Origin of the sequence: Hymenobacter citatus, assembly GCF_014333615.1 — a bacterium.
Classification (GTDB): domain Bacteria; phylum Bacteroidota; class Bacteroidia; order Cytophagales; family Hymenobacteraceae; genus Hymenobacter; species Hymenobacter citatus.
Genome location: NZ_JACSCY010000005.1, coordinates 327,951 through 350,357, shown reverse-complemented (window position 1 = coordinate 350,357; position 22,407 = coordinate 327,951). Strand labels below are relative to the sequence as shown.

Genomic DNA, 22,407 nt, shown 5'->3' with positions numbered 1-22,407 from the left:
GCTACCCGAGCAAGTTGCTCAGGTAGCGGCCCTTCAAGTGTTTAGCAAGGTATGCCGCCCTTCCGACCAGCGGGAGGAACCGCGCGTGCTGACGTTCTTCTGTTAGCACGCGCACGGCCTGTTGCCCCCTACCGCCGCGCGGTGCGTGGGTCTTGTTTGGGCTGCATTTCGTAGTCGTGGGGCGGGGTGGCGCCGGCCAGGTTCTGCACGAAGTAGTCCCAGCGGCGGCGCGTCATGTAGGGCGAGTCCTGACCGTAGCCGTGGGTAGCGTTCGGGAAAATCACCAGGTCGTAGCTCTTGTTGGCTTTGGTGAGGGCGTCTACCACCAGCAGCGTATTGTAGGGTGGCACGTTGTTGTCCATCATGCCGTGGGCCAGCATCAGCTTGCCTTTCAGGTTTTTAGCCGATACGGCGTTGGCCTGGTTGTCGTAGTTGGTGGTGCCGTTGGCCTGGGCCGTGAGCAGGCCGATGTACCGCTCGCCCCAGTCGTCCTCGTAGTTGCGGTTCTCGTGGTTGCCCGATTCGGAGATGCCTACCCTGAAGAAGTCGGGGTAGCGGAACATGGCCGCGGCCGTGGCATAGCCGCCACCCGAGTGCCCCCAGATGCCCACGCGGTCCAGGTCGAGGTAGGGGTATTTCTGGGCCAACTGCTTGATGCCGGCCACCTGGTCAGAAAGCGTATTTTCGGCCATGTTGCCGTAGCAGGCATCGTGGTAGCTCTTGGAACGCAAGGGGTTGCAGCTACCTTCCAGCACGACCACCACGAAGCCCAGTTCGGCCAGGGCCTGATGGTCGCCGCGCCCCGCCGAAAACGACCAGCTGCCCACGCCGCCGCCCTGCGGACCGGGGTAGATGTAGTCGATAACCGGATATTTCCGGTTGGGGTCCAGCTTGGTAGGTGTAAACATCAGGCCGTGTAACTCCAGCTGCCCATCGTGGCTTTTCACCATGATGGGGGTAGGAGCTTTCCAGCCGGTAGCGGTGAGGCGCGAAATATCGGTCTTCTCCAGCGTCAGGAGCAGCTTGCCGTCCAGGTTGCGCAGCACGCTCACGGGCGGCACGTCGGGCTGAGAGTAAGTATCAACAACGTAGCGGCCCGAGGGCGAAAACTCGATGCGGTGGTTGCCGGGTTCGGGCGTGAGCAGCGTGAGGCCCTTGCCATCCAGCCCAATGCGGTAGAGATGGGTGAAGTAGGGGTTGCCCGGCTCCCGCCCATCGGCTAGGAAGTAGAGCTGGCGCTTCTGCTCGTCTATCTTAACCAGCTGCGTCACCACCCAGTTGCCCTTCGTAATCTGGTTCTTGACTTTGCCTGTGGTGGCGTCGTAGAGGTAGAGATGCCCCCAGTCGTCGCGCTCCGAGTACCAGATGATTTCCTTCGTCTTGGGTAGGTAGCGCCAGTTGATGGCGCCCTGCCCCGACTCATACTGCGTGGCTACCTTCTCCTCAAACACCTCCCGCACGGCGCCCGTTTGCGCGTCGGCAATGCGAAATTTCTCCTCCTTGTGGTCACGCGAGGTCGATACAAAAGCCAGCTGCCGGGCGTCGGCGCTCCAGTCCACGTCGTCGAAGGTGCCGCTGCTGGAAATGTCGTCGGAGAGGGTGCCGCGGTGCGGATCGGGCGGCACTTGCAGGCGCACCACCTTGGCCGGGTTCACCTCCACAATCACCCGCTCGATGGTGATAATCGTGGAGTCGCCGGGCAGCGGGTATTTCCAGCTTTTGAGGGTAGGGTGGCCTACGTTGGTAGTCACCAGGTACATATCGCCTACCCGGCGCTGGTCCTGCTGGAAGGTGGCAATCTTGCGCGAGTCCGGCGACCAGCGCAGCACGGGCCGGTCGCTGCTGGTCCAGCCGGCGTTGTCGGTGGCGTAGCCGTAGTCCTTCTGGCCGTCGGTGGTCAGCTGGGTTTGTTGGTTGGTCTGGGTGTTGCGCACCCACAGGTTGTAGTCTTTGATGTAGGCCGCCAGCCGCCCGTCCGGCGACACGATTTCGTTGTGGGCATTGGGGGCATCCTGGGTTTTGGCCGGGGTAGACGCCACGGGCGGCGAGGCGCTGACGGTGCGCGTCTTGCGGGCCGGGTCTACCAGCACGTACTCGCTACCCTGCGCCGTGAGCGTACGGTACCAGAACCGGTCGTTGTCGAGCCAGTTGGGCTGACCCATCGTGTGGTCTACCAGCGCCTGGGTGTTATAGCCCATCAACTGCTCGGCGCGGGCGTAGTCCTGGGCCGTGACGGTGGGCTGCTGCTGGGCCGAAGCTGCTGTTGAAACGAGGCAGGCGGCCAAGGCGAGGGGCAGGAAACACCACGTAGAAAGAAGTGTGGTTAAGTTAGGCATAGGATAGAACCGTTTCAAAAGTTATCAGGAATGCTCAAAAGCTCCTGCTCTAGCCGCCGGATGCCGGTTAATAGGTGATGAAAACTACTGGAACGCGTGTTATCTAAGTCAAGATGTTCGCCTAACAGACGGGAATGATTCACTTTCTGATAACGGTTGTTCGTGAGCTTTCCTAGCTCGTGACTAGGAGAGTTGATATAATCGGGGGCGCGGTACTTGGCGCTGGCCTGTTGGGCCTGCAAGCCTCGACAGGCCAGTACCTTCTCCACCGCAGCCAAATCGGCTAGATAAAAGGTTTCTAACTCATGACAAGCAATACGGACTAAGGATGTGGCTGTGCGTCCAGCATTAGCGCACTTCACCAGCAGGGCCGCCTTAACAGCATGGCAATCGGCGCTGTCTTGGTCGCGCAGTACCAAAAAGCGAGCGTGTGGATTGATATAGCCCCGTAGCTTCCTCTCCAACTGTTTATCCAAATCCTGCTTCCCTTCGAATGGGATATAACGCGGCACGATAGTCGGATGCAGAAAGCGAGGCAATAGCGTACTCAGCAGAGCTTTAGCAGAGGGTTCCTCCAATAGAAAAACGAGTTCTTTCATTGAGGATCAGCACCAGTGAAAAAGCCCTGTTTCCATAGGTAGCCCATTTGGTCACCATCGGCCATATAGGCCACTAATTGCTCGTGGTCTTTTGCCCGCTCGATGCGGGTACCGCCAGCTTCTTTCACCAACCAGCACACTTCTTCTAGTCGGGTTGCATTCAGGAAATCGGGTGAATGAGTAGATACCAAAACTTGGCCTCCGCGCTGGGCATACAGGCGAAACTCCTCTGCTAACTCCGTCATCAATTGCGGATACAACTGATTTTCGGGCTCCTCTACGCACAGCAGCGGATGCGGGCGTGGATCGTAGAGTAGCACTAGGTAGGCAAACATCTTAATCGTACCGTCGGATACGTAACGGTCTAAAAAAGGCGTTTTAAAAGCACCATCTTGAAAGCGAAGTGTCAGGTATCCATCATCCATGAGGAGAGGCGTAACAGTTTTTACGCCGGGAACACGCCGGGTCATGGTTTGTAGCAGTTGATTGAAGGTATCTGGATGCTGCTCATACAGGTACTGCGCTACTAATGGTAGGTTGTCACCGGATTCAGCGAGGTGTTCGGAATTGCCGGCTGCTTCTTTACGGCCACGTGCTTGGCTAATATGGAAGTCGGATACGTGCCATGCCTCAATTAGCTGGCGAAAAGCATTGGCTGCCTTAAAGCGTTCAAACTGTCCCAGCCCTTTGAGAGCTAGCATATCGGGCGAGTTGAGGGTTTGCAGTTCTCGGTCTAATTCCTCGTCGGCTTTCTGAAAGTCTTCTTCATTGGTAATGGCGTAGCCCGTTCCTTTGCTGAAATCGAGAAAGTGGTAGGGGCTGCCGTAGCGGCCGCGCTTGTAGCGCAGCACTTCGCGCTTAACGTACGGTACTCCTTTACTATCAGCAATTTCTAGCGAATACGTAACCAATCGGTCCACATCGGCAATCAGCATTCGGTATTGAATTTCAATGAGGATAGTAGCTTTGGAATCACTGTCGCGACTTACTACTTCTTTGAAGCGGCCTCGTTTATCCAATGCCTGCCGTACGTTGCCTTTCAAACAGTCGTGCAGAAAGCCAAATACATCGAACAAAGTAGATTTACCAGCTCCATTAGCCCCAACGATAACTAGAAAAGGAGGTATTTCGCGTAGATGCACATCTCGGAAGACCTTGAAATTTTTAAGGCGAATGGATTCTATTTGCATATAGAAGGACAGGTAGTGAGTAGAGAGAAACGAAGACAATAAAGTCTATCTGATGTCAAGTTAAGTGTACGTTCTTTCAAGAAAGAATAAAAGAGTGATTATTGTCTCTTGCTCAAATCCTCCTGCCACCTTTTCCTCCTACCTTTGTTGAAAGCTGCACGCCTAATTTAGATCTTCATTTTCTATGACCCTGAAACCTCAGCCCGCCGACGTGTTTGTGGACCGCCACAACGGCCCCGACGAAGCCGCCGTGACCGAGATGCTGCGCGCCATCGGCGTCGAGTCGCTCGATCAGCTCATCGACGAAACCGTGCCGGCCGCTATCCGTTTGCAGAAGCCGCTCGATTTGCCCGCTGCCCTCACGGAGCGGGCTTTTTTGGCGAAATTCGCGCAGATTGCTGGCCAGAATAAGCTGTATAAGAACTACATCGGCCTGGGATACTACCCTACCCAGCTGCCGCCCGTGGTGCAGCGCAACATCCTCGAAAATCCCGGTTGGTACACCGCCTACACGCCCTACCAGGCCGAAATTGCCCAGGGTCGCCTCGAAGCTCTCATCAACTATCAGACGATGGTGATGGAGCTGACCGGTCTCGAAATTGCCAACGCTTCCCTGCTCGACGAGGGCACGGCCGCGGCCGAGGTGCTGCACATGTTCCATTCGCAGACCAAGAAGAAAAACGCCCATAAGTTCTTCGTATCGGAGCAAGTATTGCCCCAGACCATCGACGTGGTGCGCACCCGCGCTACCCCCCTCGGGATTGAGCTGGTAGTAGGCGACCACCGCCAGGCCGACCTCACCGACGAGGCCCTGTTCGGTGCCCTGCTGCAATACCCCGTCGCCGACGGCGCCGTGTACGACTACACCGACTTCATTGCCCAGGCGCACGAGCGCGGCCTGCTGGTAGCCGTAGCCGCTGATTTGCTGGCGCTTACCCTCCTCACCCCTCCCGGCGAGATGGGCGCCGACGCCTGCGTGGGCAACTCCCAGCGCTTCGGTGTGCCCATGGGCTACGGTGGCCCGCACGCCGGCTTCTTCGCTACCAAAGACCAATTTAAGCGCGTTATTCCGGGCCGCATCATCGGGCAGAGCATTGACGCGGCCGGCAATAAGGCCTACCGCATGGCCCTGCAAACCCGCGAGCAGCACATCCGTCGCGAGAAGGCTACCTCCAACATCTGCACGGCGCAGGTGCTGCTGTCGGTGCTGGCGGGTATGTACGCCGTGTACCACGGCCCGCAGCGCGTGCGGCAGTTTGCCGTCAACGTGCACGCCCTCACGCAGTTGCTGGCGCAGGAGCTGACGGCTCTGGGCCTGGAGCAGCAAAACGAATTCTTCTTTGATACGCTGACGCTCAAGCTGGAAAGCGAGGAGTTGCAAACTGCCATCCGCCAGGAAGCCGAAGCCGCGGGCATCAACTTCCGCTACTTCTCCCAGGAAGGCACGGCCCGCGTGGGTATTGCCCTGAACCAAAACACCGAGGTCGAGGACGTAGTTGACATCGTGCGGGTGTTTGCGAAAGTGCTGGGCAAGTCGTTCGATAAAACGCTAGCCCTACCCACTGAAACGGAGTTGAACTGGTCTGACGCTTTGGTACGCAAAAGCGCCTATCTCACGCACCCGGTGTTCAACACGCACCACTCCGAAACCGAGATGCTGCGCTACATGAAACAGCTCGAAAATAAGGACCTGAGCCTGGCGCACTCCATGATTCCGCTCGGCTCGTGCACCATGAAGCTGAACGCCACCGCCGAAATGATTCCGGTGACGTGGCCCGAAATCGGCGGTCTGCACCCCTTCGCCCCACGCGAGCAGGCGAAAGGCTACACGCAGATTTTCAAAGATTTGGAGCGGTGGTTGTGCGAGGTGACGGGCTTCGCGGCCGTATCGTTGCAGCCCAACTCGGGCGCCCAGGGCGAGTACGCCGGCCTGCTGGCCATCCGCGACTACCACCTGGCGCAGGGCGACACGCACCGCAACGTGGCCCTCATTCCGGCCTCGGCCCACGGCACCAACCCCGCCTCGGCCGTGATGGCCGGCATGCAGGTAGTAGTGGTGAAAAGCACCGAACAAGGCAACATCGACGTGCAGGACCTGAAAGACAAGGCCACCAAGTACGCCGATACGCTGAGCTGCCTGATGGTGACCTACCCCAGCACGCACGGCGTGTATGAGGAAACCATCATCGACATCTGCCAGACCATTCACCAGCACGGCGGCCGCGTGTACATGGACGGCGCCAACATGAATGCCCAGGTGGGCCTCACCTCGCCCGCCACCATCGGCGCCGATGTGTGCCACCTCAACCTGCACAAAACGTTCTGTATTCCGCACGGCGGCGGCGGACCCGGCGTGGGCCCCATCGGCGTAGTAGCCGATCTGGCGCCCTACTTACCCGGCCACGTGGTGGTCGATGCCGAGGGCCGCACAGCCGGCGCGGTATCGTCGGCGCCATGGGGCTCGGCCAGCATCCTACCCATCAGCTACGCCTATATCTCGATGATGGGCGGCGATGGGTTGGAAATGGCTACGCGTATTGCTATTCTCAATGCCAACTACTTGAAAGCGAAGCTAGAAGAGCACTACCCGGTGCTGTACGCTGGTGCTAACGGCCGCTGCGCCCACGAGATGATTCTGGATTGCCGCCAGTTCAAGAAGGCCGGCATTGAGGTAGAAGACATTGCCAAGCGCCTGATGGACTACGGTTTCCACGCGCCTACCGTGTCGTTCCCAGTAGCGGGCACGCTGATGGTAGAGCCTACCGAGTCGGAGAGCAAGGAGGAACTGGACCGCTTCGTGGAGGCCATGGTGAAGATCCGGGAGGAAATCCGGGAGGTGGAACAAGGCCGCGCTGATGCCAAGGACAACGTGCTGAAGCACGCCCCGCACACCGCCGCCACCGTGCTGGTGCACGACTGGACGCGTCCCTACTCCCGCGAGCAGGCTGTGTATCCCACCGAACACGCCCGCGCCTACAAGTTCTGGCCCGCCGTGTCGCGCGTCGACTCCGCCTACGGCGACCGGAACCTGATCTGCTCCTGCACCTCTACCGAGGACTACGCCGACGAGCCCGAGCAACTGGTACAGGCCGATAAAGGCCCTTCGTATTAGGTTGAGGTAGGCGTCGCTCACAGAACGTAATTTCGACCAGCGGGAGAAATCTCGCGTGCTGATGTCGGATACTATCTGACGTCAGCACGCGAGATTTCTCCCGCTGGTCGAAATGACAGGTAAGCGTACTATAGTACAATACAAAGCAAAACCGGCCGACGCTTCTAGAGTGTCGGCCGGTTTTGTTATAAAAGGGAGGGTAGGGATTACCATTGTTTTGGGAAGCACGTGCGGTACATATAGCCCGTCACTACCTTGTCGCCGTTGCTCACGCGGGCCTTCACAAAATAGGCGTCAACTGAGTCGAGAACCTGCACTTTCATACCCGATTTGATTTCTGCCAATTGAGGGGAATCCTTCTTCATGCCATCGTATAAGATGCATTCGACGGCCGCAGTGCGCTCGGTTGGGGTATTGGCGGCGCGGCTGTTGCCGTGGCCATCTTCACGGGCGGCGTTGCAGCCACCGAGTAGAGTAAGGGCTAGCAAGCCGGAAAAAGATACGCGTACTGTTTTTTTCATGGTGAAGGAAGTATGGTATGATGTAGAAAAATTTATATTTTATCAACTTCCTCGCCCAGCTGTTTGAGTATAGCAATTTCGATACCAGAGGTGCTAACTAACGGGGAACGTTGGTTTTACGTACGGTGTTTACTCTATACCACCAACCACCCCGCCTCGTTATAGCGAGGATTCGGTTTCTCCCACGTTTTTAACTTTCGTATGAATCGTATAGCCCGTTTTCTGAATCGCTCTGCCATGCTGGCGCTGGTGGGCTTTTCCTTGCTGCTGGGCGCCAGCAGCTGCGCCATCTCTTCCCGGGTAGGCGTCTCCTCCGATTTTGACCACGCCGTGAACTTCCGGGCCTACAAAACCTGGGCCTGGTATCCGCAGCAGCCCGTAGATGCTGAGGGCGGCCCGGCTAAAGGCTACGAGTCGTTTTTGGACCAGCGCCTGCGCACGGCCATCGACCGGGAACTGGCTAACAAAGGCCTAACCCGCGTTGAGAGTAACCCCGACATCTATGTGGCCTACAATGCCAAGGTAGAAGAAAAGCAGTCGGTATCGCCGTACTACAATGGCTTGGGTTACCCCTACTATGGTTATGGTATGTACGGTGGCCTCTACGGCCGGGGCTACGCGCCTATGAGTCAATATGCCGCTGGTACGGTTATCATTGATGTGGTAGATGCGAAGCGCAAAGAGCTAGCATGGCGCGGCTCAGGTCAGGCTCAGATCGATAACAACCACTCCATTTCGGAGCAGGAAGTGTATCGCATCGTCAACGGCATCATGGGTGTGTACCCACCTAACGATCAGGCGCAAGCCCGCCGCTAAGTTGATTTTCGCTTAAAAAAGAAACCCCACCAACACGTTGTTGGCGGGGTTTCTTTTTGTGTGTAAAAAGTAAATGTCATTTCTCACCATGTTCGAAATGACGGTCTGGCTACCCTAGATCGGCACGTTTACGTGGCGCTCGGCGTGGTAGGAGCTGCGCACCAGCGGGCCGCTTTCCACATATTTCAGACCGCGCTTCAATCCTTCTTCGCGGTAGTGGGCGAAGAGGTCGGGGTGGATGAATTCGGCTACCTCCAGGTGGCGCTTGGTGGGTTGTAAGTACTGGCCCAGGGTCAGAATGTCGAGGCCATTGGCTACGAGGTCGTCCATGGCCTTGTACATTTCGTCCTTGGTCTCGCCCAGGCCCAGCATAATGCCTGATTTGGTGCGGTGTCCGGCGGCTTTGGTCCGGCGGATTTGCTCCAACGAGCGGTCGTACTTGGCCTGCGGGCGCACGAGACGATAGAGGCTGCCCACGGTTTCCACGTTATGCGAAATCACTTCCTGTCCCCCCGAAATCATCACGTCCAGCGCTTCCCAGTTGGCTTTCACGTCGGGAATCAGCGTTTCAATGGTTGTGGCGGGGGAGAGCTGCTTGATGCGCACCACCGTTTCGTGCCAGATGCTGGCGCCGCGGTCCTTCAGCTCGTCGCGGTTTACGGAGGTAATCACGGCGTGCTTCACACCCATCGTCAGAATGGCCTCGGCCACGCGGCGGGGTTCGTCGGTATCGTACTCGTTGGGGCGACCCGTAGCCACCGCGCAGAACGAGCACGACCGGGTGCAGATGTTGCCCAGAATCATGAAGGTAGCGGTACCCGCACCCCAGCACTCGCCCATATTGGGGCAGTTACCGCTTTCGCAAATAGTATGCAGCTTGTTTTCGTCTACCAGCTTGCGCACCCGGGCATACTCGGGGCCTACGGGCAGCTTCACGCGCAGCCAATCGGGCTTGCGGGGCCGGGCCGGCGCGGCGGCTTCCGGCTGTATTACGGGGAGTAGCAGCAGATCATCCATAGATAACAAAGATACGCAGCGCCTGGCTTACGCAAAGGCTGTAGCCAGTGGCGACGCTAGGTTTCCCTCACAACCAGCAATTGCAGAGAAAAGTTGAGCAGGAAAAAAGCAGTAGGGTAGGCTAGCTACGATGCCCGAGGTAGAGGGTGAGGTACACCGAAGGGTAGAACTGCTTGTTGAGCTTGGAGCTGGGTACGTTGTTGTCGCGCAGAATCTCCAGGCGCTTGGTGTACACCTCTAATAAGAAACCTGTTTCCACACCGGCTACCGCGTCGCGGTAGCGGCCGTACTCAAAGCTGAGCGCCCCGCGCAGGTGTGCGCCTACCGTGGGCTTGATTTCGCTGGCACCTCGGAACAAAGGGGCCCTATCGATGGGCGTTTGGGCGTTGTTAGGGTCGTATTGCGCCTCGCGTATGTCTTGGGCAGCGCCGGGTATGGGGTTGCCGTTGCCGTCGCGTAGGGTATAATCGTAGTACACGTAGTAGGGCATAAGCAGCCCGATAGATGGGCCTGCGCTAGCGAGTGCATTTACCTGTACGCCCGACTCGGCTGCTTTTCGAAAGATAACCCGCTGCAAACCCACAGAAGGCCGCAATACATAGAAATAATTGGTCTTGCCCGGCACGTAGGAGCCGCCGGTGTAGGGGTTGATGAATTTATCTTCCTTCTGCCCCTTCACTTCCACTGCCTCCAGGCTCCAGAAGCGTAGCCAGTCCTGCGACAATACTTTGGAGGAGCGAAAATGCACTCCACCAATCAAGCCGCCTTGCGTGTTGAAGTTGACGCCGTATACCGTTTCCTTGCGGTAGGAAGGATCATCGCCGCTGCCTCCTGCACTTTGTGCGCTGGTAGCGCCGGCAGCAGCTAGCAGCAGTGCCAGAGTAGAAAAACCGGAAGCCAGTAAAGTTCGCACGGCAGGCAAAGAAGCTAAGGGCGAGGAGATTCGGACGAAAGACGGCCGCTCCGAGGCAGCCTGATCGAAAGTACGTAAATTTGTTGTCATTGTCCTGCCAAATTTCTGATTCTATGAGCACTGCCAGCGCCCGCTATACCGGCCAACTGCGTACCGAGGCTACGCACAACGCTTCCGGCAACACCATTATTACTGATGCGCCTGTAGATAACCACGGTCGGGGCGAGGCCTTTTCGCCCACTGATTTAGTGGCGGCTTCGCTGGGTGCCTGCATGATGACCATTATGGGCATCGTAGCCGAGCGCCACCAGCTAAACCTCACTAGTGTTACGTACGAAGTGACCAAGCACATGGCTTCCGAGCCGCGCCGCATCCGGCAGATCGACGTGCAGTTTCACCTGCCCGCCAGCCTCCCCGAAAAGGAGCGCGCCTTACTAGAGCGTGCCGCCCACACCTGCCCCGTAGCACTCAGCCTGAACCCGGAAATCAAGCAGGAAGTTTCGTTCCTGTATGAGTAGGGAAATGGTGAAATGGTGAGTTTGATGTTCTGATGGCGCCACTTGCGCAAGCTGTGCCAATAGCACCGGTAGAACATCAAACTCACCATTTCACCATCTCACTATTTCACCAATTGCTGCACGTCGCTGAGGCGGATGCCCATGTGGGAGGCGTCGTAGCTGCACTCGCCGTTTTGGATGAGTAGCAGCTGGGGCGACTGGTGCTCTACGCCAAACTTTTGGGCAATTTCGTTGGAAATGGGACGGTAGCGCAGCAAGTCGAGGTAGTAAATGGGCGTGCCGTCGAGGCCAGCCGAGTCCCACTGGCGCTCAATCTTGCCTTTGGCAGCGGCGCTAATGGAGCAGGTAGTGCTATGTTTGAAGACCAATACCGGATGCTCGTGTGATTCCTGCACGATGTCGGCCAGCTGTTCGGGTTGGGTGAGGGGTTGCCAAGGGGTCATATTTCAGAGCGTTTTAAAGTTACTTTTTGCGGGTAAGACGTAAGCCGGGGGGCGTTGGTTCGCTAACGCGGGCTGTGCCAGTGTGGTCGAAGCGGTAACGGCGGCGGCTGTCGCGGGGGAGGGGAGTGCCCGTCTGGCCCCGTTTCAGTTCCTTAGGCGTCACAGTCAGGTGCGACTCTTTATACTTAGCCGGGTACTTGGCCGCGTCGCGCAGGGCGCGGCGATTCTCGGAGCGGTGCTGGGCGGGGGTGGTGTACTCCGTTTGGGCCGAGGCCGAGGCGGCTAGCAGCAAGGCAGGTAGAAGTAGCAAGCGTTTCATACCAAAGCATACGGAAAAGTGAGAGGGGGTAGCCATGCAAAACGGCTTGATTATCTGCGAGTCTACGGGAGCGAGGACACTAAAATATGATACCCAGAAACCGGTATTGCCCTACTTTGCGCTTCCGACTACGGTCGTGTTTTTTCTTCTTCAGCAGTCCCTGTTTATCGTAGCTGTTGTGCTGGGGCGGCGCGTTTTCTGCTTGGGCTGTGCTTTGGCTACTACCATCGGCGCTCTGCTCGGTATCTGTAGCGGAGGCTTTCGCCTTTTTCATCTTGGGCTGCGGCGGACCTTTTGGGTCGGAAATATGGTAGCGGTGGCAGCCCGTTTGGCCTAAGAGCAGCCAGCCGCTCAACAGCACGAGCAGGACCAATCGGAAACACTGTATGGGCCGAGTAGAGAAGAACATAGGCAACGGGTTGATGCAATGAGAATAGAACCTTGCCCAGAAATCAAGCCAATAACGCTACTATAGTAGAATTAAAGCAGGAGGAAGTAACGCGAAAGTAGGTTGCGTATGGAGTCTACAAGCACTATGAAATTGGCATTCTGAGCGCAGGGAGGAATCTTTTATTCAGATTCTTCGCTGCGCTCAGAATGCCAGGTATGCCTGTACAAGCTGCTTATGTTAAACAAGGAAGCAGTTGAAAGGGTATAGAGACGCATAGTTGTGTCCCATCGTTAAACATTAGCCGTCCGAATCGTTCAACGACGAGACGCAAGTATGCGTCTCTACGCCGTTCGAGCGGCGCGGAAAGCTTAGTAGTTGCGCAGCTTCTCTACCGCCTCGCGCAGGCGCTGCAGGGGTAGGAAGTCTTTTTCCAGGGTAGGGGCAAAGGGCACGGCCGTATCCAAGGAGGCCACGCGGTGCACGGGCGCATCGAGGTGTTCGAAACAGTTTTCGCCAATCCAGGCGGCCAGCTCGGCGCCGAGGCCGCCCGTGAGCGTGTCTTCGTGCAACACCAGTACACGGCCGTTTTTCTCGGAGGTACGGCGCACAGCTTCCTGGTCCCAGGGTAGGAGGGTGCGCAGGTCAAGAATGTCGCAGCTTACGTTCAATTCCTTTGTTACCTGCAAGGCCCAATGCACCCCCATGCCGTAGGTGACGATGCTCAGCTCGTCGCCCTCGCGCACCAGGGCCGCCTGCCCAATGGGCGTGGTGTAGTAAGCGTCGGGCACGGGGCCACTCACAGAGCGGTAGAGCAGCTTGTGCTCGAAGTACATTACCGGATTGGGGTCTTGCAAGGCGGCGCAGAGTAGGCCTTTGGCGTCGTGGGGGTTGCTGGGAAACACCACCTTCAGGCCGGGCGTGTGGGTAAACCAGGCCTCGTTGCTCTGGGAGTGAAAGGGGCCAGCCGCCGTGCCCGCGCCGGTGGGCATGCGCACCACTACATCGGCGTTCTGCCCCCAGCGGTAGTGGCTTTTAGCTAAGTTGTTGACAATCTGATTGAAGCCACAGGTCACAAAATCAGCAAATTGCATCTCTACCATGCTCTTCTTGCCGCGCACGCTCAACCCCAAGCCCGCGCCCAAGATGGCCGACTCGCACAGAGGCGTGTTGCGCACCCGCGCCTTGCCAAATTCCTCCAGCAGGCCCTCTGTCACCTTGAACACGCCGCCGTACTCGGCAATGTCTTGCCCCATGAGTACCAGCTCGGGGTAGCGTTCCAGGCTCTGGCGCAGCCCGTCGCGGATGGCGTCGACGTAGCGTTTATCAGTTGTGGTCAGTGGCGAGCTGTCAGTGGCGAGTTGTGCGTCGTCGGCGGGCAAACTGTTCTCTTGTTCTGGCAGCTCCGCATACATATCAGCCAGCTCGCGGGCAGAGTCGGGGGTAGGGGCGGGGAGAGCATCGGCCTGCTGCAACCCGGCTTCGATTTCCTGCTTGATCTGCTCCCGCATGCGGTGGCGGGCGGTTTCGCTCAGTAGCTCTTCCGACAGCAACCACTGCTCGTAGGTGGCCACCGGGTCTTTTTCAGCCCATTCTGTGAACAACTCCTGGGGCACGTACTTGGTGCCGCTGGCTTCCTCGTGCCCGCGCATCCGGAAGGTGAGGGCCTCCACCAGCACCGGCCGCGGGTTCTGGCGCAGGTCCTCGGCCAGACGCTGGATGGTGCTGTGTACCTCCAGCACGTTGTTGCCGTCGATCTGCACGGCTTCTATGCCGTAGGCGGGGCCTTTGTCGATAAAGCTCTTGCAGCGGAATTGCTCGTTGCTGGGGGTAGAGAGGCCGTAGCCGTTGTTTTCTATGAGGAAAATAACCGGCAGCTGCCATACGGCGGCCACGTTCAGGGCCTCGTGGAAGTCGCCCTCCGAGGCGCCGCCGTCGCCGCTGTAGACCAGCGTCACACGTTTTTGGTCGTCCAGCACATCGGCCAGGGCAATGCCGTCGGCCACAGCCAGCTGTGGGCCGAGGTGGCTGATCATGCCCACAATGTGGTGTTCGCGGGAGCCGAAGTGAAACGACCGGTCGCGGCCTTTAGTGAAGCCGCCTTCCTTGCCTTCCCACTGCGCAAACAGCCGCCCCAGCGGCACCCGCCGCGCCGTGAACACGCCCAGGTTGCGGTGCAGGGGTAGGATGTACTCATCGGGATTGAGGGCCAGGGTGCTACCCACCGCAATGGCCTCCTGCCCAATACCCGAAAACCACTTGCTGATCTTGCCTTGCCGCAGCAGAATCAGCATTTTTTCCTCGATGAGACGGGGTTTCAGCAGCTCTTGGTAGATGGTGAGCAGTTGCTCGGTAGGGTAGGCGGCGCGGTCAAAGGGCATAACAATAGGGGCTCAAAAGGGTAGCACCGGCAAAAGTAGGCGTTTGCGGGGGAAGGGGAATCGTGGGACGATTTTTGGGGTAGGCGGCCAACTCATTTTATAGCCTATTCTACTGTTTGCCTATGCGCCCACTTTTACTTTTTGGTCTGCTCTGTACCGCCGCGCCTATCCTGGCCCAACAACCCGATACACTGGCTTCGCGGCGGGTAGCGGTAGTCATACCAACTATTGCTGATTCCCTTGTTTTATCGAGCACTGATTCATCTAGAGCTTCTTTTATCGACCGAATACAGGGCGTAATTATCGAGAGAAAAAGATCTTTCCCCTTTCTCCCCATCCAAGAGCAACTACGCCAGACGGCCGGCGTGCAGGTCACGCCCTACTCCGGCGCACCGGGCGCGCAGGTGGTGGTGCGTATCAGAGGAGCAGCCAGTTTTGCCAACAACGCTCAGCCGCTGTACGTGGTAGATGGCATGCCGGTATTTCAGCGCGCATTCCGGTTGGGCATAATAGGAATCGCTTATTCGGATGCATTACCAGAAATAAGGGAGCTAGACACGAATCCATTACTGCACATTCCGACAGAAGATATTGAGCAGGTAGAGGTACTGAAAGGCGCCTTTGAAACGGCGCAATACGGCTCACAGGGTATAAACGGCGTTATCCGCATCACCACGCGCCAGGGCCGGACCGGGCCGCTGCGCGTGCAATACACTGGCTACGGTGGGGTGCAGCAAGCCCGCTATCGATACGAGCTGCTGGATGCCCGCCAGTACGCCATACTAGCCAACGACGCTGCCCGCAACGACGGAGAGCCACCGCGTTTTTCGGCAGCCGAAGTAGATGCTCTGGGCCGGGGCACCGATTGGGAAGAGGAGATGCTGCGCACGGCGGCCGTGCAGGAACACCATCTGAGCCTCACAGGTGGTACTTCCACCACGCACTACTATACGGGCATCGACTACCTGGGTCAACAGGGCATCGTGCTGAACTCCAACCTGCGCCGCTACGCCGTGCGGGCCAACGTAGACCAGCAACTAGGTCAACGCCTACACGTGGCGTTGCGGGGGAATCTGAGCAAAACGCAACGGCACGTGCCGTATTACTATGCCTTGCAAAGCGCGCTCTACGAGCGGCCTACCCGCACGGCGCAGGATACCACCAATCAACGGTATTTGATGAATCCGCTGCGGGAAGCCCGCGAACGGTACCAAACGCCCCACCAGCAACGGCTGCTAGCGCAATTAGACGTGCAATACCGATTAGCTACTGGGCTCACGTTGGAAGTACTGGGCGGATTAGAACGGGCCACGCAGCGTAGCCAATCGTATCAATCGGCTCTCTACTCTGCTGCCGGTAAGAATGGTGATATCACCAGCATCTACAAGCAATGGATAGCTAATCCGGCCCTACATTACAACCGCAGCTTTGCAGGTGATAGGCACGCCGTAACTGCCAGTGTGGAGGCCATTCGGCAGCAGCAAAGCGCTACGGACGATCTGCGAGGGTATATGCCAGGTACTCCCGTGGTAAATCTTCAATATAGTACATCGGAAATAGGTAGCCTCTTTTACCGATTCACTGGGGGCTATACGTTTGCAGAGCGCTATCAAGTGCAAGGGAGTGTGCGACACGACGTTCTAGCCACTTTTTCTGCTGACGACCGCAAATTCTGGCTGCCGGGTGCGCAGGTTATGTGGCATGCGGACAAAGAAGCCTTTTTACGAGACAACGCAACCATAAGCAAACTGAACGCGTGGGTCGGCTGGGGCTATACGTCGGGAGCGGGCATTGTAGGACGTAATGCGTATGCGTGGTCTATAGCTAGTTTCCCCGCAGGTGCTACTAATGAACCACTTCTGCTGCGGGAGCGGAGTCGGCAGCTCGATGCTGGCCTCTCGCTGGGTCTATGGCAGCACCAGCTGAACGTAACGCTGCAGGGCTACACCCGGCGCACGGTTGATGATAAGCTGTCGTCGTTTCGTGAAATGCCGGGCGCACTGTACAACAAGGGGCTGGAGCTATCCGTGGACGGGGGGTGGCGGCTGGGTGCGGTGCAGGGTAGCACAACACTGGCCGGCGCTATCAACCGCAGCCGCTACCAAGCAACGCCCTCATCCACCCCTTCGCGATATGAGCAAGCCGTATACAACAAGCCGCTCAGCACATTTTATGGGCTACATTATCTTGGAGTAGACGATTCTGGTCGGCCACGCTTTACAGAGGACAATTCCAGCACCCCACAGGATGAGGGCTGGCAGCCGCATGGCAGTGGTCTGCCCCGGCAATTACTCACCCTCACGCAACAAATTCAATACAAACGCTTTGCGCTGAATATGCAAGCTGATGCGATGTTAGGATATCAAGTGCAGAACGCGCAGCTAAGCAGACTAGATGTGCCACTTGGTGTCTACAATGCAACTACCCGCGTGCTGGACCGTTGGACGCCCACTAATACCACAACCGATGTGCCGCAAGCCAGCCAGCAATTGAGCGTCTTGTCTTTCAGTGACTACGGCCTGCAATCCGGCAACCACGTCCGCCTGACGGCCGTTACGCTCAGTTACCCAGTGTGGCAGCGAGCGGCCCGCAGCGCCAGTGTGTGGGTAGGTGGCCAAAACCTGCTGGTACTCACGCGTTACCGCGGCTACGACCCCAATGTTAGCTCCTTCGGGTCCGACGGCACGCAAGCCGGCTTTGATATAAGCGCCTACCCCACGGCGCGCACCTTCTTGCTGGGCGTGCGGGCCACGTTGTGAGCAAACGCATTCAAAACCAAACAAAAGCGGCCCGCTTCATATAGAAGCGGGCCGCTTTTGTTTAATCCTTAACTACTTCTACCAGGGCATTTCGTCGCCTTCCCCATCCGCGTCGTTGCTAAAGAACTGGCCGGTCGGGCCATCAGCGCCGATGGCAGCATACTTGGCAATGATCTTACCGGCGTCTTCCACCGTGCCGGGGCCGCTGTGCTGGTTGAAGTCGGTGGCGGTGTAGCCGGGGTCTACCACGTTGATTTTGAAGGGCGTATCGCGCAGCTCGTAGGCTAGCACCACGGTGTAGGCGTTCAGGGCCGTTTTGGAAGGACCGTAGGCGGCCGACTTTACGTGGTAGAACTTCGACGCCGGGTCGGTTTGCATCTCCAGGGAACCCAGCCCCGAGGTGACGTTGACGATGCGCGGCTCGTTGGACTTGCGCAGCAGATCCAGAAAGGTTTGCGTGACGTTGATGGTACCGAAGAAATTGGTGTCAAACACCTGCCGGATGGCGGCTGTGTCGGTGGTCGTGGTGCTTTGCGGCATGGGGCCGCTGATGCCCGCGTTGTTGATGAGCACGTCCAGCGAGTCGGTCTTCTTACCTAATTCCTCGCGGGCCGTGCGGATAGACGCCTCGTCGGCAATGTCAATCTGAAGGGGCTCCACGTTGGTGAGGCCTTCGGCTTTCAGCTTTTCTAAGGCTTCCTGGCCGCTTTCCAGGCTGCGGCTGCCCAAATAGATAAAATAGCCTTGCGCGGCCAGTTGACGGGCGGTTTCAAAGCCAATGCTGCGGTTGGCGCCGGTGATGAGGACAGTTTTCATGGTGCTTGCAATTGCGTTTAAGTACCCTGCAAACGTACAGGCACGCCGGCGGGAAGTAGTAACCCATATTCCGGTTTCACTGGTACATTTCGCGGACGCCGTGGCGGTACTGCAAGGGCGTTTGCTGGGTGAGGCGCTTGAAGAAGCGGTTGAAGTAGGAGGCATCCTCAAACCCCAGCTGAAACGCTATTTCCTTGCTGCTCTGCTCGGTATGAAACAGCAGGCGCTTGGCCTCCACCACCAGCCGCTCGTGGATGTGCGCAATGGCCGACTTGCCGCTCTGTTCTTTCACTACCTCGCTCAGGTGCCCGGCCGAGAGGTGCAACATGTCGGCGTAGGTGCCCACGTCGTGGTGCTGCGTAAAGGATTCTTCAATCCTAGTTCGGAATTTACCCAGCAGCACCGCGCCGTCGGCGGCATCCAGGGGGTGGTACTGCGCCGTGTACAGCCGGCTCAGGTACACTAGCAGCACATTTAGGTAGGCCAGCAGCATGGTGTATTGCCACGGGTGCGCTGCTTGGTACTCGGCGTACATCTTCTCCAAAATATCCTGCACAAACGCCATATCGGCCGGCGCGAGGCGTAGCGCATGGCCATTATGCGGGTTTTGGATGATGGGCAGTTGGCGTAGCGTGCCGCTCCCATCCAGGGCCAGAAACTCCTCCGTGAAGTTGAGGTTGAAGCCCGAAACCGGATGCAGCTCTTCCTTTAAAATCACTTGGCGCGGCACGGTGAAATACAATGTGTGCGGCTGCAGAGAGTAGGCGGTGGTGTCAATCCAGTGCCGCCCGCTACCCTCCCAGAGCAGCACCAGAAAGTAGTAGCCTTTGCGGTGCGAAATCAGCAAATCGTTTTGGCCGTGCACGGTCACTCCGCTCATTTTGCGGATCTGCAACGACTCGGCCTGGCCGTTGGTCTCCAACGGGTAGGTAGGGATGCGTAGGTCAGAAGCAGTGAGAAGATGCATAGCAGTAGGCAGGTAGGAGGTAGCTGAAACGCCGGCGGATGATAGGCTAAGCAGCCGCAACAAGCAAACAACAACCCCGCGCGGTAGTTACGTCGTTACTGCGCGCGCCGGTTGCAGCCACAAGTAAGTCGGGCTTGCTAACTAGCCATAGCGTGCTTTCGCTCCGGCTACCGAACCTGCCGCCGATTTCGTAAGTTGTAGCTTTCAAAAGAAAGCCCTGTCCTTCATATATGATTCACTTCACCGAATTTACCCTCGACAACGGCCTGCGCTGCATTGTGCACGAAGACCACACCACGCCCCTGGCCGTGCTGAACGTGCTCTACAATGTGGGCTCACGTGATGAGGACCCCGAGCATACCGGTTTTGCGCACTTGTTTGAGCACCTGATGTTTTCGGGCTCCGTGAATATCCCTAGCTACGACGAGCCCTTGCAGCTGGTAGGCGGCGAGAACAATGCCTTCACCTCGCCCGACATCACCAACTACTACCTCACCCTACCCGCTACCAACATCGAAACTGGCTTCTGGCTGGAATCGGATAGGATGCTGAACCTGGCTTTCTCCGAAAACGGGCTGGAGGTACAGCGCAAAGTGGTAGTGGAAGAGTTCAAGCAGAACTACCTCAACCAGCCCTACGGCGACCTGTGGTTGAACCTGCGCCCCCTGGCTTACCAGCAGCACCCCTACCGCTGGGCCACCATTGGCAAAGAAGTCAGCCATATCGAAAATGCCAACATGCAGCAGGTGCGCGACTTCTTTGCCAAGCACTATGCCCCCCAAAACGCCGTGCTGGTAGTAGCCGGCGCCGTAACGGAAGCAGAGGTAAAGCGCCTAGCTGAGAAGTGGTTCGGCCCGATTCCGGGCGGCACGCGCTATGAGCGCCAGCTCCCGCAGGAGCCGCGTCAGACCGAAGCCCGCTTCCTGGAGCTGACGTCCGACGTACCGCTGAGCGCCCTCTACAAAGTGTACCACATGCCCAGCCGCGCCGACGACGCCTACTACCCCGTCGATCTGCTGGGCGACGTGCTGGGCCGCGGCAAATCCTCGCGCCTGTATCAGCGCCTGGTGAAGGACCAGCAGCTATTCAACTCTATTTCGGCGTCGGTGTCGGGGTCGTTGGAGCCGGGGCTATTGGTGGTGAGTGGTAAGTTGAACGCCGGTGTAGCTTTGGAAGAGGCTGATGCGGCCGTAGAAGCTATTATTGCCGAGCTGCGCACCGAGCTGGTGCCCGCCGCCGAGCTGGAAAAAGTAAAGAATCAGGCCGAAGCCAGCATTGTGTTCGGCGAAATTGAGCTGCTGAACCGCGCCATGAATCTGGCCTACAGCAAGCTTATTGGCGACGCCAATCTGGTGAATCAGGAAAGCGAAAAAGTGCAGGCCGTGACCCCCACAGCCGTGCTGGAAGCGGCGCAGGAAGTATTGCGGCCCACCAATTGCAGCACCCTCTACTACCGCGCCCAACCTAAAATGGCCGCCGCTACCCTGGCCGCCGTGGAAGAGATGGAATAGGGAAATAAACCAACTAAAAGGCCGTCATTTCGACCAGCATGCGAGACTTCTCCCGCTGGTCGAACTGACGGCCTTTTGTATTTTAATCCTGGTCAAAAGATACGTTACAGCCTCTCTACTGGCTGGCAGCGGTTGCACACGCCCGCCAGCAGGTAGTCGCGGCTCACGGCGCGGAAGCTGGCCGGCAGCGTCACGGCCGGAATGGCTACCTGGTTGAGGCAATAGATGTGGGCGCATTCTGTGCATTTAAAATGCACATGGTTATCAAAGTGCGCTTCCTCGGTGCATTCAATAGAGCAGGCTGCGTAGCGAATGATGTCGGAGGCATCCATAACGCGGTGGATCAGGCCCTTTTCCTCGAAAGAACGCAATGTGCGGTATAGCGTGATGCGGTCGGTGTCCTGGCCCAGCTGCTGCTCTATCTCGTGGCCCGACAAAGCGTAGGGCGACGCGCCCAGGACCTGGAGCACGCGTAAGCGGGTAGGCGTCTGGCGCAAACCATGTCGGCTGAGCGTTTCGGCAATATGGTTATGGGGCTTTTCCATGCAAATGAAGGTAGGGCGGGGAATGACAAAGATAACAAGGAAGCAGCGGAGAGAATTTTCTGCCCGACGCCTTTCCTGCCCTATTTCAACTCTTTATTTATTATATGCAACATTGTTGCTTATTTTTACGATATTTGTACTGATACAGACAGTAAGACAACATCATAAAACGAATCTGAGTTGCAAAAGCAACAGATAGCCTTATTCCCCTTCGTCCATACCATACAACATACGGCCACTACTGGCATGTATGCCGGTAAGGTAGAAGCATCATCGCTTGCTCAGGTGTGCGCGTTGCTAGTGGCCTATGCTATCAAAATATATCAAGCAATGTGCTTGCACAGATAACCGCCGCGTTGTTGCAGTGGTACCGTCTCTCCTGGTTTGGTTTTGGAGAAACAGAGAAGGCACCAGCTTTTGGCTGGTGCTTTCTTTTTTTGCAACCCAGGGCAAAGGCATCCGCTACGGCCGCTACGCGGGCATATTTCCTGGCTGATACGCCGGGTGTTTAGTCGCGCTTGGGCGGGCGACGAGTTTTGAGCTTCTTCGATTTCACCGGATCGGGATTGGGAGAGAGGGAGTTGCCTTTTTCCTCCGCCGCCGGGCTAATGGGGTTGTTGCTGTAGTCGGTGGTGACTTGCTGCTTGGGGGCGCCCGTCATGTTGGGGGCCACATAGATGCCTTCTACAGTGGTATCGCGGGTGGCGGCACGGCTTTTAGCAGGGCGCACAGTTTGGGCCGCAGCCGTGTGGGCACTCATGCTGACCAACAATAAGACGGCCAGTACAACTATATTCTTACGCATGAGAAGTGGTCGTTTACAGGTGTGTTTTCTGTATACGCTACTTTAACTCATAGGATTACGGTTCGCTACTTAGCTACTTCCGTTTTCGGGTGGGGGTAGGTGCCGGCGTTATTTTTTCAGTCGAAAGACTGGTAGCACCCGTTGCTGCAACTTTGGCGGGCTTCTTCTTTAGTGGCCTACCCATGTAGTCGGTTGTGGGGGGGCTAGGCATGTTGAGGCGCAACCCGGGCGCCAGCTTTAGGTTTTCTTCGTCGCGCCGGTTCGAGCGGTCGTAGCGCGAGTAGGCGCCGGAGCGGGCCTTGGCTTTGGTGTTACTCGTCCGGTGGTAGCCATTGGCCGTAGGCTGCTTAGTTTTGACTTTAGTCTTGGCTTGCTGCGCTACTGCTGGCAGACTGCTAATGGCCCACGCAAGGCAGACACAGAGGAAAGCATTTTTCATAACGAGGAGTAG

The 22,407-nt window shown here is 57.5% G+C and carries 20 protein-coding genes; 5 read left to right on the top strand and 15 right to left on the bottom strand.

The genetic code is table 11. From position 1 onward, the window contains the following. Positions 1-128 precede the first annotated feature (128 nt). The 3 genes from H8B15_RS09555 to H8B15_RS09545 are packed head-to-tail and all read right to left on the bottom strand — an operon-like array spanning position 129 to position 4,125. Positions 129-2,336 carry a S9 family peptidase gene (locus H8B15_RS09555; protein ID WP_187319442.1) on the bottom strand — a complete coding sequence of 736 codons (2,208 nt, stop codon included), beginning with the start codon at positions 2,334-2,336 and terminating at the stop codon, positions 129-131. A gap of 14 nt (positions 2,337-2,350) precedes the next feature. Next, complete coding sequence (locus tag H8B15_RS09550; RefSeq protein ID WP_187319441.1) at positions 2,351-2,935, bottom strand: DUF4276 family protein; 585 nt, start codon at positions 2,933-2,935, stop codon at positions 2,351-2,353. After that, positions 2,932-4,125 (bottom strand): AAA family ATPase, encoded by a 1,194-nt coding sequence (locus H8B15_RS09545; protein ID WP_187319440.1) that lies wholly within the window; start codon positions 4,123-4,125, stop codon positions 2,932-2,934. Before H8B15_RS09545 ends, H8B15_RS09550 begins: the two co-directional genes overlap by 4 nt. 184 nt (positions 4,126-4,309) lie before the next feature. Here H8B15_RS09545 and gcvP point away from each other — a divergent pair, with 184 nt between their 5' ends. Next, positions 4,310-7,237 (top strand): aminomethyl-transferring glycine dehydrogenase, encoded by a 2,928-nt coding sequence (gene gcvP / locus H8B15_RS09540; protein ID WP_187319439.1) that lies wholly within the window; start codon positions 4,310-4,312, stop codon positions 7,235-7,237. 206 nt (positions 7,238-7,443) lie between these two features. Here gcvP and H8B15_RS09535 read toward each other — a convergent pair whose 3' ends face one another. Beyond that, positions 7,444-7,758, bottom strand: a complete 315-nt coding sequence (locus tag H8B15_RS09535) for an SH3 domain-containing protein (protein WP_187319438.1) — start codon at positions 7,756-7,758, stop codon at positions 7,444-7,446. Positions 7,759-7,959: 201 nt separating this feature from the next. On the opposite strand from H8B15_RS09535, the gene H8B15_RS09530 reads away from it, so the two are divergent. Further along, positions 7,960-8,574, top strand: a complete 615-nt coding sequence (locus H8B15_RS09530; protein WP_187319437.1) for a DUF4136 domain-containing protein — start codon at positions 7,960-7,962, stop codon at positions 8,572-8,574. Between the two features lie 114 nt (positions 8,575-8,688). On the opposite strand, the gene lipA is transcribed toward H8B15_RS09530, so the two are convergent. Both lipA and H8B15_RS09520 read right to left on the bottom strand, forming a co-directional pair. Then, a complete protein-coding gene (gene lipA / locus H8B15_RS09525) occupies positions 8,689-9,582 on the bottom strand; it encodes a lipoyl synthase (protein WP_187319479.1) in 894 nt (297 codons plus the stop codon). 130 nt (positions 9,583-9,712) lie between these two features. After that, on the bottom strand, positions 9,713-10,504 hold the full coding sequence (locus H8B15_RS09520) for a hypothetical protein (RefSeq protein WP_187319436.1): 792 nt from the start codon (positions 10,502-10,504) through the stop codon (positions 9,713-9,715). A gap of 113 nt (positions 10,505-10,617) precedes the next feature. Between H8B15_RS09520 and H8B15_RS09515 the strand changes: the two genes are divergently transcribed. Beyond that, the gene (locus tag H8B15_RS09515; protein WP_187319435.1) at positions 10,618-11,022 is read left to right on the top strand and encodes an OsmC family protein; all 405 of its coding nucleotides are present in this window, start codon (positions 10,618-10,620) and stop codon (positions 11,020-11,022) included. Between the two features lie 101 nt (positions 11,023-11,123). Here H8B15_RS09515 and ytxJ read toward each other — a convergent pair whose 3' ends face one another. From ytxJ to H8B15_RS09495, 4 genes are all read right to left on the bottom strand, one after another. Then, a complete protein-coding gene (gene ytxJ / locus H8B15_RS09510; RefSeq protein ID WP_185281784.1) occupies positions 11,124-11,465 on the bottom strand; it encodes a bacillithiol system redox-active protein YtxJ in 342 nt (113 codons plus the stop codon). 19 nt (positions 11,466-11,484) lie between these two features. Then, positions 11,485-11,784, bottom strand: a complete 300-nt coding sequence (locus H8B15_RS09505; protein ID WP_187319434.1) for a hypothetical protein — start codon at positions 11,782-11,784, stop codon at positions 11,485-11,487. A 79-nt stretch (positions 11,785-11,863) separates the two neighbouring features. Then, positions 11,864-12,193 (bottom strand): hypothetical protein, encoded by a 330-nt coding sequence (locus tag H8B15_RS09500; RefSeq protein ID WP_187319433.1) that lies wholly within the window; start codon positions 12,191-12,193, stop codon positions 11,864-11,866. 350 nt (positions 12,194-12,543) lie between these two features. After that, a complete protein-coding gene (locus tag H8B15_RS09495; RefSeq protein ID WP_187319432.1) occupies positions 12,544-14,553 on the bottom strand; it encodes an alpha-ketoacid dehydrogenase subunit alpha/beta in 2,010 nt (669 codons plus the stop codon). 122 nt (positions 14,554-14,675) lie between these two features. Here H8B15_RS09495 and H8B15_RS09490 point away from each other — a divergent pair, with 122 nt between their 5' ends. After that, entirely contained in the window at positions 14,676-17,312 is a 2,637-nt protein-coding gene (locus H8B15_RS09490; protein WP_187319431.1) for a SusC/RagA family TonB-linked outer membrane protein, read from the top strand. A 78-nt stretch (positions 17,313-17,390) separates the two neighbouring features. Here H8B15_RS09490 and H8B15_RS09485 read toward each other — a convergent pair whose 3' ends face one another. Then, complete coding sequence (locus H8B15_RS09485) at positions 17,391-18,128, bottom strand: SDR family oxidoreductase (RefSeq protein WP_187319430.1); 738 nt, start codon at positions 18,126-18,128, stop codon at positions 17,391-17,393. A gap of 76 nt (positions 18,129-18,204) precedes the next feature. Then, the gene (locus H8B15_RS09480) at positions 18,205-19,095 is read right to left on the bottom strand and encodes an AraC family transcriptional regulator (protein WP_187319429.1); all 891 of its coding nucleotides are present in this window, start codon (positions 19,093-19,095) and stop codon (positions 18,205-18,207) included. Positions 19,096-19,325: 230 nt separating this feature from the next. Between H8B15_RS09480 and H8B15_RS09475 the strand changes: the two genes are divergently transcribed. Continuing rightward, positions 19,326-20,606, top strand: a complete 1,281-nt coding sequence (locus H8B15_RS09475; protein WP_187319428.1) for a M16 family metallopeptidase — start codon at positions 19,326-19,328, stop codon at positions 20,604-20,606. A 104-nt stretch (positions 20,607-20,710) separates the two neighbouring features. Here the strand turns inward: H8B15_RS09475 and H8B15_RS09470 are convergent, their stop codons facing one another. The 3 genes from H8B15_RS09470 to H8B15_RS09460 form a co-directional block, all read right to left on the bottom strand. Then, the gene (locus H8B15_RS09470; RefSeq protein WP_187319427.1) at positions 20,711-21,151 is read right to left on the bottom strand and encodes a Fur family transcriptional regulator; all 441 of its coding nucleotides are present in this window, start codon (positions 21,149-21,151) and stop codon (positions 20,711-20,713) included. A gap of 508 nt (positions 21,152-21,659) precedes the next feature. After that, on the bottom strand, positions 21,660-21,956 hold the full coding sequence (locus H8B15_RS09465) for a hypothetical protein (protein ID WP_187319426.1): 297 nt from the start codon (positions 21,954-21,956) through the stop codon (positions 21,660-21,662). Positions 21,957-22,029: 73 nt separating this feature from the next. Further along, complete coding sequence (locus H8B15_RS09460) at positions 22,030-22,395, bottom strand: hypothetical protein (RefSeq protein WP_187319425.1); 366 nt, start codon at positions 22,393-22,395, stop codon at positions 22,030-22,032. Positions 22,396-22,407: the final 12 nt, after the last annotated feature.